The sequence below is a fragment of the Myxococcus virescens genome, from assembly GCF_900101905.1.
Classification (GTDB): domain Bacteria; phylum Myxococcota; class Myxococcia; order Myxococcales; family Myxococcaceae; genus Myxococcus; species Myxococcus virescens.
The window spans coordinates 54,438-68,884 of record NZ_FNAJ01000006.1 but is presented as its reverse complement, the minus strand read 5'-3'; the positions used below and the strand labels follow the sequence as shown (position 1 = coordinate 68,884).

Annotated in this window: 15 protein-coding genes; 10 read left to right on the top strand and 5 right to left on the bottom strand. The window is 70.1% G+C overall.

Going from position 1 to position 14,447, the window contains the following annotated elements; all coding sequences use genetic code 11:
* Positions 1-286: 286 nt before the first annotated feature.
* Genes BLU09_RS18905 through BLU09_RS18895 form a run of 3 tightly spaced genes read left to right on the top strand, consistent with a single transcriptional unit; the run spans position 287 to position 2,168 of the window.
* Positions 287-772 (top strand): RNA polymerase sigma factor, encoded by a 486-nt coding sequence (locus tag BLU09_RS18905; protein WP_090490948.1) that lies wholly within the window; start codon positions 287-289, stop codon positions 770-772.
* Entirely contained in the window at positions 769-1,560 is a 792-nt protein-coding gene (locus BLU09_RS18900; protein WP_090490947.1) for an ActD-like protein, read from the top strand. The genes BLU09_RS18905 and BLU09_RS18900 overlap by 4 nt, the downstream gene beginning before the upstream one ends.
* Positions 1,560-2,168, top strand: a complete 609-nt coding sequence (locus BLU09_RS18895) for a peptidase (RefSeq protein WP_090490946.1) — start codon at positions 1,560-1,562, stop codon at positions 2,166-2,168. The genes BLU09_RS18900 and BLU09_RS18895 overlap by 1 nt, the downstream gene beginning before the upstream one ends.
* A 21-nt stretch (positions 2,169-2,189) precedes the next feature.
* Here BLU09_RS18895 and BLU09_RS18890 read toward each other — a convergent pair whose 3' ends face one another.
* Positions 2,190-2,651, bottom strand: a complete 462-nt coding sequence (locus tag BLU09_RS18890) for a DUF6748 domain-containing protein (RefSeq protein WP_090490945.1) — start codon at positions 2,649-2,651, stop codon at positions 2,190-2,192.
* Positions 2,652-2,861: 210 nt separating this feature from the next.
* On the opposite strand from BLU09_RS18890, the gene dnaN reads away from it, so the two are divergent.
* A complete protein-coding gene (gene dnaN, locus BLU09_RS18885) occupies positions 2,862-3,968 on the top strand; it encodes a DNA polymerase III subunit beta (RefSeq protein ID WP_090490944.1) in 1,107 nt (368 codons plus the stop codon).
* A 100-nt stretch (positions 3,969-4,068) separates the two neighbouring features.
* The gene (locus tag BLU09_RS18880) at positions 4,069-5,391 is read left to right on the top strand and encodes a hypothetical protein (RefSeq protein ID WP_186817947.1); all 1,323 of its coding nucleotides are present in this window, start codon (positions 4,069-4,071) and stop codon (positions 5,389-5,391) included.
* Between the two features lie 124 nt (positions 5,392-5,515).
* Here BLU09_RS18880 and BLU09_RS18875 read toward each other — a convergent pair whose 3' ends face one another.
* Both BLU09_RS18875 and BLU09_RS18870 read right to left on the bottom strand, forming a co-directional pair.
* Positions 5,516-6,790 (bottom strand): DUF1990 family protein, encoded by a 1,275-nt coding sequence (locus tag BLU09_RS18875; protein ID WP_090490942.1) that lies wholly within the window; start codon positions 6,788-6,790, stop codon positions 5,516-5,518.
* Positions 6,787-7,419: a DUF1990 family protein gene (locus BLU09_RS18870; protein ID WP_090490941.1), complete on the bottom strand. Its 633-nt coding sequence runs from the start codon at positions 7,417-7,419 to the stop codon at positions 6,787-6,789. Before BLU09_RS18870 ends, BLU09_RS18875 begins: the two co-directional genes overlap by 4 nt.
* 83 nt (positions 7,420-7,502) lie before the next feature.
* Between BLU09_RS18870 and BLU09_RS18865 the strand changes: the two genes are divergently transcribed.
* From BLU09_RS18865 to sitI6, 3 genes are all read left to right on the top strand, one after another.
* Positions 7,503-7,832, top strand: coding sequence for a hypothetical protein (locus BLU09_RS18865; protein WP_090490940.1), 330 nt, complete (start codon positions 7,503-7,505; stop codon positions 7,830-7,832).
* A gap of 124 nt (positions 7,833-7,956) precedes the next feature.
* Entirely contained in the window at positions 7,957-8,628 is a 672-nt protein-coding gene (gene sitA6, locus BLU09_RS18860) for a SitA6 family polymorphic toxin lipoprotein (RefSeq protein ID WP_090490939.1), read from the top strand.
* 6 nt (positions 8,629-8,634) lie between these two features.
* Positions 8,635-9,357 (top strand): SitI6 family double-CXXCG motif immunity protein, encoded by a 723-nt coding sequence (sitI6, locus tag BLU09_RS18855; RefSeq protein WP_090490938.1) that lies wholly within the window; start codon positions 8,635-8,637, stop codon positions 9,355-9,357.
* Here the strand turns inward: sitI6 and BLU09_RS18850 are convergent.
* Complete coding sequence (locus BLU09_RS18850) at positions 9,347-10,456, bottom strand: DNA alkylation repair protein (protein ID WP_090490937.1); 1,110 nt, start codon at positions 10,454-10,456, stop codon at positions 9,347-9,349. The genes sitI6 and BLU09_RS18850 overlap by 11 nt on opposite strands.
* Positions 10,457-10,498: 42 nt before the next feature.
* Between BLU09_RS18850 and BLU09_RS18845 the strand changes: the two genes are divergently transcribed.
* Complete coding sequence (locus tag BLU09_RS18845; protein WP_090490936.1) at positions 10,499-12,568, top strand: sensor histidine kinase; 2,070 nt, start codon at positions 10,499-10,501, stop codon at positions 12,566-12,568.
* 40 nt (positions 12,569-12,608) lie between these two features.
* A complete protein-coding gene (gene recF, locus BLU09_RS18840; protein WP_090490935.1) occupies positions 12,609-13,751 on the top strand; it encodes a DNA replication/repair protein RecF in 1,143 nt (380 codons plus the stop codon).
* Between the two features lie 2 nt (positions 13,752-13,753).
* Here recF and BLU09_RS18835 read toward each other — a convergent pair whose 3' ends face one another.
* Positions 13,754-14,143: a hypothetical protein gene (locus BLU09_RS18835; RefSeq protein ID WP_090490934.1), complete on the bottom strand. Its 390-nt coding sequence runs from the start codon at positions 14,141-14,143 to the stop codon at positions 13,754-13,756.
* Between the last annotated feature and the right edge of the window lie 304 nt (positions 14,144-14,447).

The window sequence follows — 14,447 nt, the reverse complement described above, 5'->3', positions numbered from 1 at the left end:
GGGGAGGGCGAGGGGGCAACGTACCGGGGTTGTGTTTCTCAGTTACAGCGAACTGGCCCCGATTTCATCGCCAACCTGACAGTGCCCGGCCCTTCTTTCACGCGCTCGCGTGCCTGCTTGCTTGTAGCTTTTACCGGATCGAAGGGCGGCATTGTACCTGGGTACAAGGACGCCGCGCAGATTCCCGAAGCGTCCCCAGGAAACACGGGACTGAAAAGTCCGAGTGACAGTTCTCCGAGGCCGCGGTGTTTCCCTGTCCGCGGCAACCGAGGGAGGCGAGCGAGCGGTGTCAATCGATGTGGAGGCCTACTACCGGCGCTATGGCCCCCAGGTGCTCCGGCGCTGCCGCTTCCTCTTGCGTGACGAGGAGAAGGCCGTGGACGCCATGCACGACGTGTTCGTGCAGTTGCTGCGCTACCAGGGCGCGCTGAAGGACGCGGCGCCGTCGAGCCTGTTGCACCGGATTGCCACCACGGTGTGCCTCAACAGGCTGCGCGGCGCGAAGCGGCGTCCGGAGGACCGGGAGGACGAACTGGTGCTGCAGATTGCCTCCGCCGACGACACCGAGTCCCGCACCGCCGCGCGCGGCCTGCTGGACCGCCTCTTCGGCCGGGTGCCCGCGTCCAGTCAGGACATCGCGGTGCTGCACCTGGTGGATGGGATGACGCTGGAGCAGACGGCCCGCGAAGTGGGGCTGTCCGTGTCCGGCGTGCGCAAGCGCCTGCGGGCGCTGACGGCAGTGCTGCAAGAGCTGGAGCTGGAGGCCGCATGACATCCGCCCACCACCGCACCCCGGATTGGTTGCTGGAACGAATCGCCCTGGGCGAGCTGCCGCCCGCGGAGCTGGCCGCCGCCCGCGCCCGGCTGGCCGAGGAGCCCGACGGCCCGGCCCGGCTCGCGGCGCTGGAGTCCGACACGCGCGCCACGCTGGAGGCGCTGCCGCCCGCCCGGGTGGTCCGCGAAGTGGAAGCGCGCGCGGCCCGGCAGGACGCGCCCCGCCCGGCCTTCCGCCTGTCGCCCGCGTGGGGCCTGGTGCCGGCGCTCGCCGCGGTGGCGCTGGTCATGGTGGTCCTGCCTTCCTCGGAAACCGGGCACGGCACGGCCCCGGGGGACACCCGGGAGGTCACGCGCATCAAGGGGCTGGCGCCGCAGCTCGTCATCCACCGGCAGTCCGCCGCCCGCCCGGAGCGGCTCGCCGACGGGGCCGCCGCCGCCGCGGGTGACGTGGTGCAGGTGGCGTACATCGCCTCGGGCCGCTCGCATGGCGTCATCGTCTCCCTGGATGGCAACGGCGCAGTCACCCTCCACGCGCCGGACGAGGGCTCCCGGTCCATGGCCCTGGTGCCGTCGGGAACGCAGGTGTTGCCGCGCGCCTACGAGCTGGACGATGCCCCGGGGTTCGAGCGTTTCTTCTTCGTTTCGTCCGATGCGCCCTTCGACGTGGCGGTGGTGCTGGCCGCCGCGGAGGCACTGGCTGGAAATCCCGACGCCTCCTCGGCACCTCTGTCATTGCCCGAGAACTTGACGCAGGCCTCCCTCACGCTGGAAAAGCATGAGTGATGAAATCCTTTGCGCTCCTCGCATTCGGGCTGTGGGCGGGGACAGCCACCGCTGAGTCCCGGTACGCACCCCGCCTTTCGCTGATGAGCGAGCGGGGGGCCTTCGCCCTGCAGCCGGGGGACGAGGTCTCCGAGTCCTCCTCGCGAGGGCTGCGCCGGGGCTCCACCCACATGGAGTTCTGGTTGAGCGACATCCAGGTCGCCAACATGGGGGTGAAGCTGGGCGGCGGGGCCGTCTACTTCACGCTGATGGCGGGCCTGGAGCCGGGCCGCGACGCGCGCTTCAGCTTCGCGGCGGGCGTGGGCGGGCACATGACGCTGTCCCAGCGGCTCTGGGTGGACCTGGACGTGACGGGCGGCGCCGTCCAGCCGGTGCGCAACCCGCTGGAGGGTGACGGCGGCAATGTGCTGGGGCAGGCCCGCTTGATGCTGGGCTTCCAGCTCATGCCCCGCCTGGCCGTGTTCGCCGGGCCCACCTACAACGCGTGGTTCTCCTGGGGCGAGTCGGACTTCGACTCCATCACCCGGCTGTCCGTCCGGGAGACCCATCCCGAGCCGGATCAACGCCTCCAGCACTGGCCCGGCATCCAGGTGGGCCTCCACATCTGAGGCCCGCCCGGACGGGTGGTTTCAGTTTTCGACCTTGCTGGCGCGCAGGACGGTGGCCGCGCCCGCGGGGCCCGCGTTGGGCCGCGTCTCCAAGGTGCCCTGAATCTTGAGCCCGGTGCCGTCCAGCGTCTTTCGGATCAACGCCTCCGTCTGCTCGTCCGAGCCCTTCGTCACCGCCGACAGCTCCAGCTCGTGCACGGGGATGGGCTCCGCGTCCGGCTTGTCCACCGGGAAGGCGTTGTAGGTGGGGCAGGGCGGGGCGAAGCAGCGCACGCCACTGTCCTTGACGATGTAGACGGCGCTCTCACCCGGCTTGGGCTGGGAGTCATGGCTGGGCGGTGGGGTCATGGTGGGCGTTCCGTTCTCGCTGGAGGGGAGGCCATTCTCGCTCGCCGGTGGCGAGGACGTCGCGGCGGGCGGCTTGCTACATCCGGAGACGAAGCCTAGGACAAGGGCGGCGAGCACCAGCGAGCGGCTGTTCATGAGGGGCTCCAGGGGAGGAAAGAGGCGCCAGTGTGCTCCGGCTCGCTGCCGGGGGCCAGTCTGTCTCGCGAATTGGTGACTGGCGGTCAGTTGCAGGTGGACATTGATGCTCCCGCGTCGCTCAGGGTTCGTTGACGGAGGGGAGTGCAGGGGCTACATCCGGCCTCGTAGATCGGCCTTCGCGGCCGAGACCCGTAAGGACGCCCTCCGATGGAATTCCGCATCGCCGCCGACGAGCTGAAGAAGGCCCTCTACCGCGCCCAGGGCATCGTGGAGCGCAAGACGACGATGCCCATCCTGGCGAACGTGCTCGTCACCGCGAACAAGGGCGGCATCACCGTCACCGCGTTCGACCTGGACATCGGCGTCGTGTCCGAGCACCCGGCCGAGGTCATCAAGACGGGCGCCGTCACGCTGAGCGCCAAGTACGTCTTCGACATCGTCCAGAACCTCCCGGACGCGCAGGTCACGCTGAAGAAGCTGGCCAACAACTACGTGGACATCTCCAGCGGCTCGGCCCACTTCAAGATCGTGGGCATGGCGGCCGAGGAGTACCCCAAGCTGCCGAAGGAAGAGAACGCGCCCCTGGTGCAGGTGGGGGGCAACACGCTGCTGGAGATGATCAAGAAGACGCAGTTCGCCATCTCCAGCGACGAGACGCGCTACATCCTCAACGGCGTCTTCTTCGAGCCCCAGTCCACCGGCAAGGTCCGCATGGTGGCGACCGACGGCCACCGGCTGGCGCTGGTGGAGCGCGAGCTGCCGGGCGACTTCAAGCTCAAGAGCGGCGTCATCATCCCCCGCAAGGGCCTGATGGAGCTCAAGCGCCTGCTGGACGAGGCGCCGGACGCGGAGTGCTACCTGGGCTTCGCGGAGAACTCGGCGCTCTTCAAGAAGCCGGGCCTCACCATGGTGATGCGGCTCATCGACGGCCAGTTCCCGGAGTACCAGCGCGTCATCCCCAAGGAAGGGGAGAAGGTCGTCCTGGTGCCCAAGGTGCGCCTGCTGGAGAGCCTCAAGCGCATCGCCCTGCTGTCGGCGGACAAGAGCAACGCGGTCCGCATCGGCCTGGAGGAGAACCAGCTCATCATCACCGCGAGCAACCCGGACCTGGGCGAGGCCAAGGACGTGCTGGAGCTGGCCTACCGCGGCAACGGCATCACCATCGGCTTCAACGCGCGCTACCTGATGGATGTGCTCTCCGTGACGGAGACGGACGAGGTCTCCTTCGAGCTGGGTGACGAGCACAGCCCGGGCGTGCTCCACGCCCCCGGTGACCGGAGCTTCACCGCCGTCGTCATGCCCATGCGCGTGTGAGTCGGGTGGGCCCCCTCGAGAGGGCCCGCACCGTTCACTCGCGACGCGTCGGCCCCCTGGGGGGCCTGACACCCGGCCGGTGCCTTCCTATGGTGAGGGCATGGCCACGCACCCGGACAACCTGCGCGCCCGGCTGGAGGACCGCGCGGACCTCCTGGAGGCCACGCGTCTTCGCTATCGCGCCCTGCGCGGCATGCTGGCGTCCTTCTTCTGGAAGCAGCGGGTGCGCGCGCAGTTCGAGCTGCTGCTGGAGGTGGCGCGCGCGCAGCCGGAGGTGGACGCCACCCTGGCCGCGCTGAAGCGCCGCGCCGCCGCGGAAGGGTGGCCGGCGAACGCCGCGCCCATGAAGCTGATGCGTGAGGTGGAGCGCCTGCGGGAGGACGTGCGGCGCGTGGCCTTCAAGCGGCTGCCCGCGGAGGGCCGGCCCGCCACGCTGGGCGAGGCGCTGCTGAAGTTGGAAGAGACGGTGTTGGAGGCGGGGCCGCTCCTGGGGCGGCACATCTGGGCTCGGGCGGTGGAGCTGTTGCCGCGCAACCTGCCGGAGCTGCGCGCCGCGTGCGCCGCCGCGGAGGTGTTCGAGCACGTCTTCAAGCGGCCCGCGCCGGAAGGGGTGCTGCCCTTCACGGTGGAGGAGGCGGAGGCGCTTCAGCGGGCCTTGCCGCTGGCGGAGACCGCGCTGGCGGCGCTGTGGCAGCGGCTGGAGCACTTCGATACGCGGGGGCAGGTGAAGGGCTTCCTGCAGGCCCGCGTCTCGCGCGCGCCGCGGCGGGTGCCTCGCAGCGGGCCGGAGCTGCTGCTGCACGCGGCCTTCTGGCGGGGCGTGGCTTGGGCGCGGCTGCGCGCCTCGTTGGAGGAGCGGTTGGCCCCGGTGGTGCCCGCGGACGCCGAGGTGCCGGCGCTGTTGGTGTGGCTGGCGGCGCGCGAGGGGCGTTTCGAGCGGGGCGCGGGGCCTCGGATGGGCGGGCCGGGGCTGTTCGCGCCCGAGGCGCCTGGCCCGCAGCCTCGGACGGGCGGGGCCGTAGGGCCGCGCGGCGTGGGCGTGGAGGGGGCTGGGGAGGTGCGGCTTCCGGCCTGCGAGGTTTTTGGAGAAGGGCGCGCCGGGCTCTTCGAGCTGGCCGCGCAGCTGGCGGCGCTGTCTCGCGAGCGCCCCGTGGGCACGTGGGATGAGGAGACCGCGTGGGCGCGGCTGTGGAACGCGGCGCAGCGGGCTCGAGGCGAGCAGGGCGAGGACGTGGAGCGGCTGCGGGACGCGCTGCGGCTGTTCATCCTCCTTCGCGGCCAGGGACAGACGCCCGCGCGCCTGTTCTCTCCCGAGCGGGCGCGGGTTCCCACGGTGGAAATCGGGGCCGACGCGGGGGCGGCCGTGAAGGACCTTCCCGCGCTGGTGCATGCGGCCCGCGCGGCGGCGTGGCGCGGGCGCTAAGGCCGCCGCGCGGGGGCCAGCGGCGGAGGCCGGCATTGGCCGTGTGGGGCTTGCTTTCAGGGGTGTCTGTGGCCGCGCGGCGGCGTGGCGGAGATGCCCGCCACCGCGTGAGGGGCCAAGACAGTCACGCGGGCGACAGCGTGGCCTGTCCGGCCTGATGCTCGCTGACAGGCAGCAGCCGCGAGGCCAGGCCCGCGAGGAGCGCGTCCTCTGTCAGGGCCACGGCCACGTCCGGAACGCCCAGCTTCTTCGTGGCGGTGCGCCGCAGCGAATAGAAGGCCCAGCTCGATGCCAGCGCCGCCAGGGCGCCCAGGGCCGCCGCCGCGAGCCGCACACCGCGTTGGCGCTCCGTCGTCACCGAGGCCGCGGCCAGGGCGCCCGACAACATCCGGCCCGTCAACGGCACGGCGGCGACACGCGGGGGCGCCATCGGCAGCTTGTCCGCGACAAGCTCACCCACGGCGAGCAGGCCCAGCACGCGCGGCGTCCACGGATGCGCCAGGGTTCTGGCGAGCCGGTCCTCGCTGTCGGGCTGTGTCTTCGTCAGCCAGCGGCTCGCCAGCGCCGGCGCGCTCATGCTCCGCATTCCCGCCAGCACGCCCAATCCCAGGGCCCTCAACCCGTGTGCTCGATTCATGGCCTCTATCTCCTCCTCCAACTGCGTTTCTCGCCGCCCTGGCGCCCGCTGCGCGAAGAACTGCACCGGGGCCGTCCCCAGCGCATGGCCGGCGTGCGCCAGCCGGCCGTGGCTCGCGAGCTGACCGATGAGCTCCGGGTGCTTCAACGCCAGCTCGCGCACCCGCACGTGTGTCAGCCGGTGCCACGCGCGCTGATAGCGCGGAGCCACCATCGCGAAGCCCAGCCGGCTCCACCAGTTGGGGAACTGGCCGGGACGCCAGGCCGCCTCGATGTGGAAGCGCACCTCGCCGCTTTCGTGCTCCTTCTTGAGCAGGAACCACTCGCGCCCGGCCTCGATGTGTCCATGGAGCGTCTCGAAGCTGAAGCCGAAGACGCTGCACCCCTCGTCGTGCTCCTCGCGCGTGCCTCCCACCCGCACGCCGCACAGGTAGCGCAGCTGCTGCCCCAGCGCGCGCAGCTCCAGCAGCACCGTGCGGCCCTGCATCGGCTCCTCGTCGGAGAAGTGCCAGGCGACGATGCGCGGGTCGGAGAAGTCGAAGGTCTCCAGCACCTGCTGGGCGCGCTCGAAGAGCCCGCCCGGGACAGGGCGCCCTGGCGGCTCGCGGCCGAGCACGCTCTCCGAGCGGACCTGGCTCCACCCGCCCTGCAGCGTCATCTCTCCGGAGACCTCCGGGAAGTTGCGCGCCAGCGTGCGAGCCCGCGCCAGCCGGGGCACCATTTCCTCTTCCGTCCAGCCGGAGAACCAGCGCCACTCAATCATTGTCTTCCGTCTCCCCGCGCCAGGAAGGTGGGCCCGTGGGCGGTGTCGCCGCCGGGCGGTTCGTCCTCCAGCTCGGTGGTGTCCGCGTGGATGACGCCATGCACCCCGTCACCGGCCGTCAGCGCGGCGCGCAGGACGAACTCGGTCCAGGTGTTGGTCTGCATGGCGTCTCCGGCGGTGACGAAGCCGAGGTAGTGGAACGTCGAGCCGGAGCGCGCCCGGCTGCGGATGTGGAAGATGACATCGTCGCGCGCGTTCCGGTAAGCGCCGAAGGTGATGCGCCCCGCCTCCGGGTGCCCGTGGAGCGTGCCGAGCGTGAAGCTCTGGGCGTCCTGGTGGATGACGCGCACGGCGAAGGTGCCCGCGCCCTGAATCTTCACCGTCAGCTCGTCGCCCAGTTCCAGCGGCTGGCCCCCGCGTTCCGGGTGTCCGCGCTCGAAGACGCAGAATTCGGACGGGGCGAACTCGGCGAAGCGCACGGCCACCCAGCGCATGAGCTCCTTGGGGGAGACCCGGCAGTCGCGGATGACCGCCCAGTAGTCGCGCTGGAGCAGGGGGCCTGCCCCTTCTTCAGGGAGCTGCAGTTCGCCTGACGGGTTGGCATCTGTGTGCATGGACTCGCTCGCCATCTCGCCGTTTGCCTCCATCGGTCACACCATGATGGGGACCTCTCCGCCGGGCTGCATGGCGTGGCTCGGCGGAAGAGCAGTGCATGCGGCGGGCCTGTCTGCCCGCCCTGGGAGGGAGCATGGAGATGGACGTCAACCCGGCGAGCCGGGCTTCGGAGCATGAGTACATGGACGTGCCCCCGGTGGTGCGAGCGGAGCACGCCGAGGCGTCACTGACGCGCTTGATTGAACAGCAGACGGCGAAGGTGCCCTCGCACGTGTTCCTGGTGGCGAGCCTCGCCTCGATGGGCGCTTCCTTCGTCTTGGAGGTGACGGGCCGCTCGCGCCCCAGCCGTTTCATTGGCCAGTGGGTGTCGCCCCTGCTGGTGATGGGCGTCTACAACAAGCTGGTGAAGATTTTCGGGCAGCGGTGAGGCCGTGTGCCCATGCGGCCCATCGCGTCGTGGTGAAGAATGAGGTGGAGGGGGCACGGAAGGTGAGAAGCCGAGGGCCTCGTGGCGTAACGTGTCGTTCCAAACAGGATAGGGTCCGCTTGAGATGCGCATCCATCCTGGCTTGGGTCTTTCACTGCTTGTTGCGTTTGGGTTGGGGTGCTCCACCACCGCAAAGACTCCCATTCAGCGAGCAGCGCACGCGGCGACGGAGGCGTGTTCCGCTTCGCATGAGGACCGTTGCGTCAGCCTCCTTTGCGAGGGGGACTCATGTGGCTTCTACCGCTGCGAGGACCTGCACGGTGAAGTGGAGTTGGCGCGCTTTCCTCCCGCACGTCCGCCTGTGGCCGCGGCAGCGCCGGGCAGTGGACCTCGGCGAAATTGGGGAGGTGGGCAGCAGCTTCCACGCGGGGCTGTCATGGTCTTCCCCAACTGGAATGGTGGTTCCTCGCGGGTCATTCCTCCGTCGCACCGTCTAACGCCCGGTCGCTGGGAAAAGCACCACATCTTCCCGCAGGCAGAAGACCTGGCTCGATGGTTCGAAGGGCAGGGCGTGAAAATCCACAGCTACACCATGCCCATTCCTCGTGACGTGCACCGGCGGATTCATGGGCCCCTTGGCAATGGTGGCGCGTGGAACAAAGCATGGCGTGAGTTCCGGGACCGGAACCGGAACGCGAGCGCAGAGGAGATTTTCAAGCATGCGGGGGAGTTGATTCATCGCTTCGAGCTCATCGGTGGTCCGATTCAGCCCTATTATTCCCGTCCTGGCGCGTAGGGACCCATGACCCGATTCTTCTGGCTGCGCGAAGACGAAGCGGCAACGGCCGCCTTCAGTGGAAGCTTCAACGCCGCGCACAAGTGGAGTCTGCCCGGCGTGAAGTGCTCTGCCTGTGGCACGACCTGGAGTTCCTGGGGGAACCACTATCCCCTCGTGGACCTGTCGCAGCTGCCGGAGCGTGCCGCGTTCGAGAAGGCCCGGCCGGAGCCGTTCACGGAGTTCTCCCGTCTTCGGGAACTGGTACGCCCCTTGGCTCCTCCGGATGCGGAGCTGCCCCCTGGCGCGGCCTTCGGGCCATTGGTTGGCACTGCGTCCGGCGAATTCGGTCCATTCACATGGCAGGGGACTTCGCTATTGCTCGTACGCCGCGATGCGCTGGAGCGCCTGCAAGCTGAAGGCGTACGCGGTCTGCTGGGCGGACAAACGGAACTGCGATTCCGCAAGAAGGAGTCACCGGAGTTACTGGACCTCCAACTGGAGCCACGCGGTCTGCTGCATCCGGATTGCATCCCATCCGACGCATCGCCGCCGTGTCCAACCTGCGGGCGGAATGCCTTTGCTCGGCCCGATGCCCCCATCCTCGCTGCAGCTTCGCTCCCGGCGGACGTGGACGCGTTCCGGCTCGTGAACTTCGCGACGATGATTATCGGGACCGACCGGTTCGTGGATGCGGTGAGGCGCCTCGGGCTGGAGGGGATCGCTTGCCGGGAACTTCCTACCCGCTGACCTCGACGACACCCAGCGGCAATCCCTGTCCGTTCACCAGGGCCTCGAAGCGGTGTGGCCCGGCGTAGTGCTTGCGTGTGGAGAGCTGCGCGAAGGAGACGCGCTTGCTCACCGTCTCCGCTTGTCCGGGGCCAAGCAGCAGCTCGCGCACCTTGAACACCTTGGGCCGCGCCTCGCCGTTCGCCTTCTGGAAATGCACCGCGAGGTCCACCACCAGCGTCTGCTGCTGCTTCGAGCGGTTGGTCACCTCGAAGTGGACCTCCACCGTGTCGCCCAGGGCCGCGCGGCGGGGCAGCTGCGTCACGCGGGCCTCGATGCCTGACGGCGGCCGAGCGCCCACCACCGCCAGCGCCGCGGGCTCTCCGCGCTTGATGGACGAGCGCAGCGCATGGCGCACCAGCCACTCCCGCTCCGGCGTGGCGTCCTTCATCCACGCCGTCGCCACCTGCACCAGCAGCGCGGGGTGGTCCTTGCCGATGTCGTTCAGGTTGTTGGCCACCGAGCGGCGCACGTACAGCGCCGGGTCGTCCTTCAGTCGCTCCAGCAGCGCGAGCACGGGTGTGGGGTCCTTCTGGAACTCGCGCAGCCGTGAGGCCCACGGCAGGCGCGTGCGCGTGCCCTCTGACACGAGCCGCCGGACATGCTCGCTCGGGTCCTCTGTCCACTCGCGCAGGCGGGCCAGCGTTCTCGTGGTGTGCCGCTCCAGGTAGGGCCGGATGGAGTACTCCGCGGTGAAGCGCTGGGTGAGCGCATGCTGGGCGCGCATGGACGGCTCGAAGTGCTCCAGGCCATGCTCCGCCACGAAAATCGTGTGCGGCAGATAGTAGAAGGTCGCCATGGCCCCTCCCTCCGTGGCCTCCGTCCGGGGGCCGAGCGAGCGCAGCAGCACCTCCACCGCCTCCGGATAGTCTTGGGGCAGCGCACGGTGCATCGCGCCAGCGATATGACGCGCCCGGTCCATCAACTCATGGCCATCCAGGCCCTTCGCGGCCTCTCGGATGAACGCAGCGCGAGGGAAGGTAGGCGCCGCGGCGTGGAGTGACGCGCCGAGGCGCTCGACGAGCCGCGCGTCGAAGAAGGTCTTGAGGTGGTCCGCCATGGGGCGCGCATCCTGGCATGGGCTCGCCGGTGCACCAGCACCATGTGCGTGCCAGGGGACCGCGGTGGGCAGGCGGCTGGTCAACGGTGGACTGGGCAGCCCGGGGTGGCTCTGCTAGGCCCTGGCCCCGTGGCGACGCGAACGGGCCAGCACTGGAGTCAGGACACGCGCAGCAGGCCCGTGGTGACGGAGCCCCGCTCCTTGCGCGAACAGCTCTCCGAGGTGCCGGATTCGCTCGCGCTGCTCGAAGGGCTGTTCACCCATTCGCCGGTGCCCTACGCCGTCTTCACCTCGGACGGCCACTGCCTGCTCACCAACCCCGCCTTCCTGGCGATGTTCGGCGCGGCGCCGCCACCCGAGTACAGCCTCTTCAAGGACGAGCTGCTCGCGCAGCTGGGCTACGCGAAGTTGCTCCAGCGGGTCGTGTCGGGCGAGCGCGTCCAGACGCCGGTGTTCTGGTACGACGTGAAGGAGTTGGCGCACGTCCGCGCGCCCGCCGAGGCGCGGCGCATCGCCATCTCCTGCACCGGCTTCCCCCTGGTCTCCTCCAGCGGCGGCGTCACGCACCTCGCCGTGGCCTACAAGGACATGACGGCGGAGCTGGCTGCCCGTGAGGCGGCGCAGGTGGAGCGGCGCAACCTGCTCCAGGTCTTCACGCAGGCGCCGGTGGCCATCAGCGTGCTGCGTGGCTACGAGCTGCGCTACGAGTTCGCCAACCCGCTGCTCCAGAAGCTCATGGGCGGACGCGAGCTGAACGGGCGCACCCAGGAGGAGGCCATTCCGGATTTGTCCCCGGAGCTGCTGAGCCTCCACCGGGGCGTGCTGGAGACGGGCGAGCGCGCCACCGCGCGGGAGTACCCCGTCACCATCGACTACGAGGGCGCCGGCCGCGTCGAGACCCGGTTCTGGAACATCATCTTCGAGCCCCTGCGCGACGAGCGCGGCCTCGTGGACGGCCTGGTGACGTTGGCCTTCGACGTCACCGAACAGGTGTTCGCGCGCCAGGCCGTGGAGAGCCAGCAGAAGTGGCTGGAGGCCGTGCTCGACCTGATGCCCATGCCGGTGGTGATGGCGGACCCGGCCAGTGGCGACCTCACCTTCTCCAACGCCGCGGCGGACCGGCTCTACGGCCTGCACATCCCCAAGGACGTGCCCGCCACCGCGTTTGGCGACCACTTCCACGTCACGGACCTGGAGGGCCGCCGGCTGAGCGTGGATGAAATCCCCTCCAACCGCGCGGCCCGGGGCGAGCGGCTGGACGGGCTGGAGGTCCACTGGCACACGCCCGCGGGCCAGTACGCCCTCAGCATCTCGTCGGAGACGCTGCCCGCCATGCATGGCCACCCGTCCGTGGTGGTGATTCCCTTCCTGGACATCACCCGCCTGAAGACGGTGGAGCAGCACCTCCAGGAGGCCGTGCGTGCCCGTGACGAGTTCCTGTCCGTGGCCAGCCACGAGCTCAAGACGCCGCTGACGTCACTGGGGCTGCGGCTCCAGTCCTTCGTGCGCGCCATCCACGCGGACCCGGAGTCCGCGTTGGCCCAGCGTCACGGGCGCGAGGTGGAGGCCATGCGCCGGCAGGTGACGCGTCTGGCCGAGCTCGTGGACGGGCTGCTCGACGTGTCGCGCATCAGCACCGGCCGGTTGAAGCTCCAGTTCGAGCCGGTGGACCTGCCCTCGCTCGTGCGTGAGGTGGCCGCGCGTTTCGAGCTGGAGGCCGCGCGCGCCGGCTGCGAGCTGCACGTCACGCGGGCGGAAGGGCTCGAAGGGGTGTGGGACCGGCTGCGGCTGGAGCAGGTGGTCTCCAACCTGCTGTCCAACGCGCTCAAGTACGGTGCGGGCGCACCCGTGCACATCGACGTGGCGCCAGGGGGCATGGGCGCCCGGCTGTGGGTGAAGGACCGGGGCATTGGCATCGACTCGGAAGCCCACGCGCGCATCTTCCAGAAGTTCGAGCGCGCCGTGTCCGAGCGGAACTACGGCGGCATGGGCCTGGGGCTCTACGTGACGCGCACGCTGGTGGAGGCCCTGGGCGGCACCATCCAGGTGGACAGCCAGCCCGGCGAGGGCGCCACCTTCGTGGTGGAGCTGCCGCTCCAGCCCGCGAGATAGGTCCCCCGCCGGAAGGCGGAGAGGTTATACGGAGGGGGCCGTGCGCCTCCTCGCGCTTCACGTCCACGACTTCCGGAACCTCCCCCAGGTCCAGCTCACGCCCAGTGCCCACGCCACCATCGCGGTGGGGCAGAACGGGCAGGGCAAGACGAACCTGCTGGAGGCCCTCTACTTCCTGGCCACGCTCAAGCCGCTGCGCGCGGGGCGCCTGTCGGAGCTGGTGCGCTGGGGCTCGCAGGGCGCGCGGGTGACGGGGCGCTTCCTGCTCAAGGGCGCCGAGCGTGAAATCGCCGTGGAGGTGGGCGGCGGCACGCGGCAGGCCTTCGTGGACGGGAAGAAGGCCTCCAGCCTGGAGGACTACTTCGGCGGCGTGTCCGTAATGGCCTTCACGCCGGATGACCTGGAGGTGGTGAAGGGCGGTCCGGACTCACGGCGCGGCTTCCTGGACCGGGCGGTGTTCAACCGCTTCCCCGCCTTCCTGCGCGAGAGCCGCGAGTACGCGCGGGCCTTGAAGAACCGCAACCGCCTGCTGCGCGAAGGGCACACCGTGGACGCGGTGTATCTGGAGGCCTACGACGAGACGCTGGCGAAGGCGGGCGCGCGCATCTATTCGCGGCGGCGCGCGCTGATGGCGGAGCTGGCGCCCAGGGCGCAGGCGACCTTCGCCTCCATTGGCCGCACGGTGGACCCGGCCGTGTACAACTACCGCCCCGCGCATCTGGAGGGCGACTTCGCCGCCGCGGACGAAGCGGCGCTGGCGGCCATGCTGCGGGAGAGCCTCTCCGCGCGCCTGCGGCGGGACATGGAGCGGGGCTTCACCTCGGTGGGGCCGCACTCGGACGACGTCTCGGTGACGCTGGGAGGCCGCAGCGCGCGGGCCTACGCGAGCCAGGGACAGCAGCGGGCGCTGGTGCTCGGCTGGAAGATCGCCGAAATCGAGAACCTGGAGGCCGCGATGGGCTTCCTGCCGCTGCTGCTGCTGGACGACGTGTCGAGCGAGCTGGACCCCGAGCGCAACGCCTACCTCATGGGCTACCTGGCCCAGAGCGGCGCGCAGGTGGTGCTCACCACCACGGACGGCTCGCTGGTGCGGGGCGCGGCGGCGGACGACACGCTCTGGCTCGACGTGCACGGCGGGCAGGTGGCGGTGCGCGCGGACGCCGAGCCGCCCCCCGCCAGCTGAAGTCACGGCGTCACGCGCCGACGGTGCCAGGGCCAGTGGACGTGGAAGCGCCGCTCCGTGTGGTGCGGCACGTCGCCCGGCGCCACGTGCTTGAAGAAGGGGAAGCGGTACTCCGCCCAGAGCACGCCGTACGCCACGGCGAAGAGGAAGGTGGCCAGTGGCAGCCACCACGACGTGCCCACGGCGAGCGCGACGATGGTGAGCAGCAGCAGCACGACGCCGATACCCAGCGACACGTCGCGCAGCCGCTTCGACTCGCTGAAGGCCATCCCCATGGACACCACCGACAGGAGCAGCACGGAGACAGCCAGCCAGTAGCTGTGCCGTGTGTACAGGTTGGCGATTCCCAGCAGGAAGAGGCCGAGGCCGAATATCGCGAGTCCGCCGTCCATGAGGGTCCTCCTTGTCCGTGTGTCGAGCGTGGGGCACTGCTGTCCGAGCCGGACGGCTTGCGTGCGTCGGGACAAAGCTGGGGCCGCGCGGCGTGGCCGGGGACTGCCCGCGGAGGGACGCTCGCACAGACTGGTTGGTGCCATGGCGGACGGCCGGCGCACCTCGGGTGGCGGGAATGTGACGTGCCAGGATGGATTCAGAGGTGTGACAGTGGACGTTTGGCCCCCACCGCACGACATGGAATTCCTTGCAGGTGCGCGACTTGTGACGCATGACTTGGTCGCAGGGCCGGAAGAGAGCCAC

Coding starts and splice junctions, on each gene's coding strand:
- sitA6 (WP_090490939.1), top strand. CDS start 7,957: ATGCGCATCCATCCTGGCTTGGGTCTTTCACTGCTTGTTGCGTTTGGG.
- BLU09_RS18865 (WP_090490940.1), top strand. CDS start 7,503: ATGCGGCGGGCCTGTCTGCCCGCCCTGGGAGGGAGCATGGAGATGGAC.
- BLU09_RS18900 (WP_090490947.1), top strand. CDS start 769: ATGACATCCGCCCACCACCGCACCCCGGATTGGTTGCTGGAACGAATC.
- BLU09_RS18845 (WP_090490936.1), top strand. CDS start 10,499: ATGTGCGTGCCAGGGGACCGCGGTGGGCAGGCGGCTGGTCAACGGTGG.
- BLU09_RS18890 (WP_090490945.1), bottom strand. CDS start 2,651: ATGAACAGCCGCTCGCTGGTGCTCGCCGCCCTTGTCCTAGGCTTCGTC.
- sitI6 (WP_090490938.1), top strand. CDS start 8,635: ATGACCCGATTCTTCTGGCTGCGCGAAGACGAAGCGGCAACGGCCGCC.
- BLU09_RS18895 (WP_090490946.1), top strand. CDS start 1,560: ATGAAATCCTTTGCGCTCCTCGCATTCGGGCTGTGGGCGGGGACAGCC.
- BLU09_RS18835 (WP_090490934.1), bottom strand. CDS start 14,143: ATGGACGGCGGACTCGCGATATTCGGCCTCGGCCTCTTCCTGCTGGGA.
- BLU09_RS18850 (WP_090490937.1), bottom strand. CDS start 10,456: ATGGCGGACCACCTCAAGACCTTCTTCGACGCGCGGCTCGTCGAGCGC.
- BLU09_RS18880 (WP_186817947.1), top strand. CDS start 4,069: ATGGCCACGCACCCGGACAACCTGCGCGCCCGGCTGGAGGACCGCGCG.
- dnaN (WP_090490944.1), top strand. CDS start 2,862: ATGGAATTCCGCATCGCCGCCGACGAGCTGAAGAAGGCCCTCTACCGC.
- BLU09_RS18875 (WP_090490942.1), bottom strand. CDS start 6,790: ATGATTGAGTGGCGCTGGTTCTCCGGCTGGACGGAAGAGGAAATGGTG.
- BLU09_RS18870 (WP_090490941.1), bottom strand. CDS start 7,419: ATGGCGAGCGAGTCCATGCACACAGATGCCAACCCGTCAGGCGAACTG.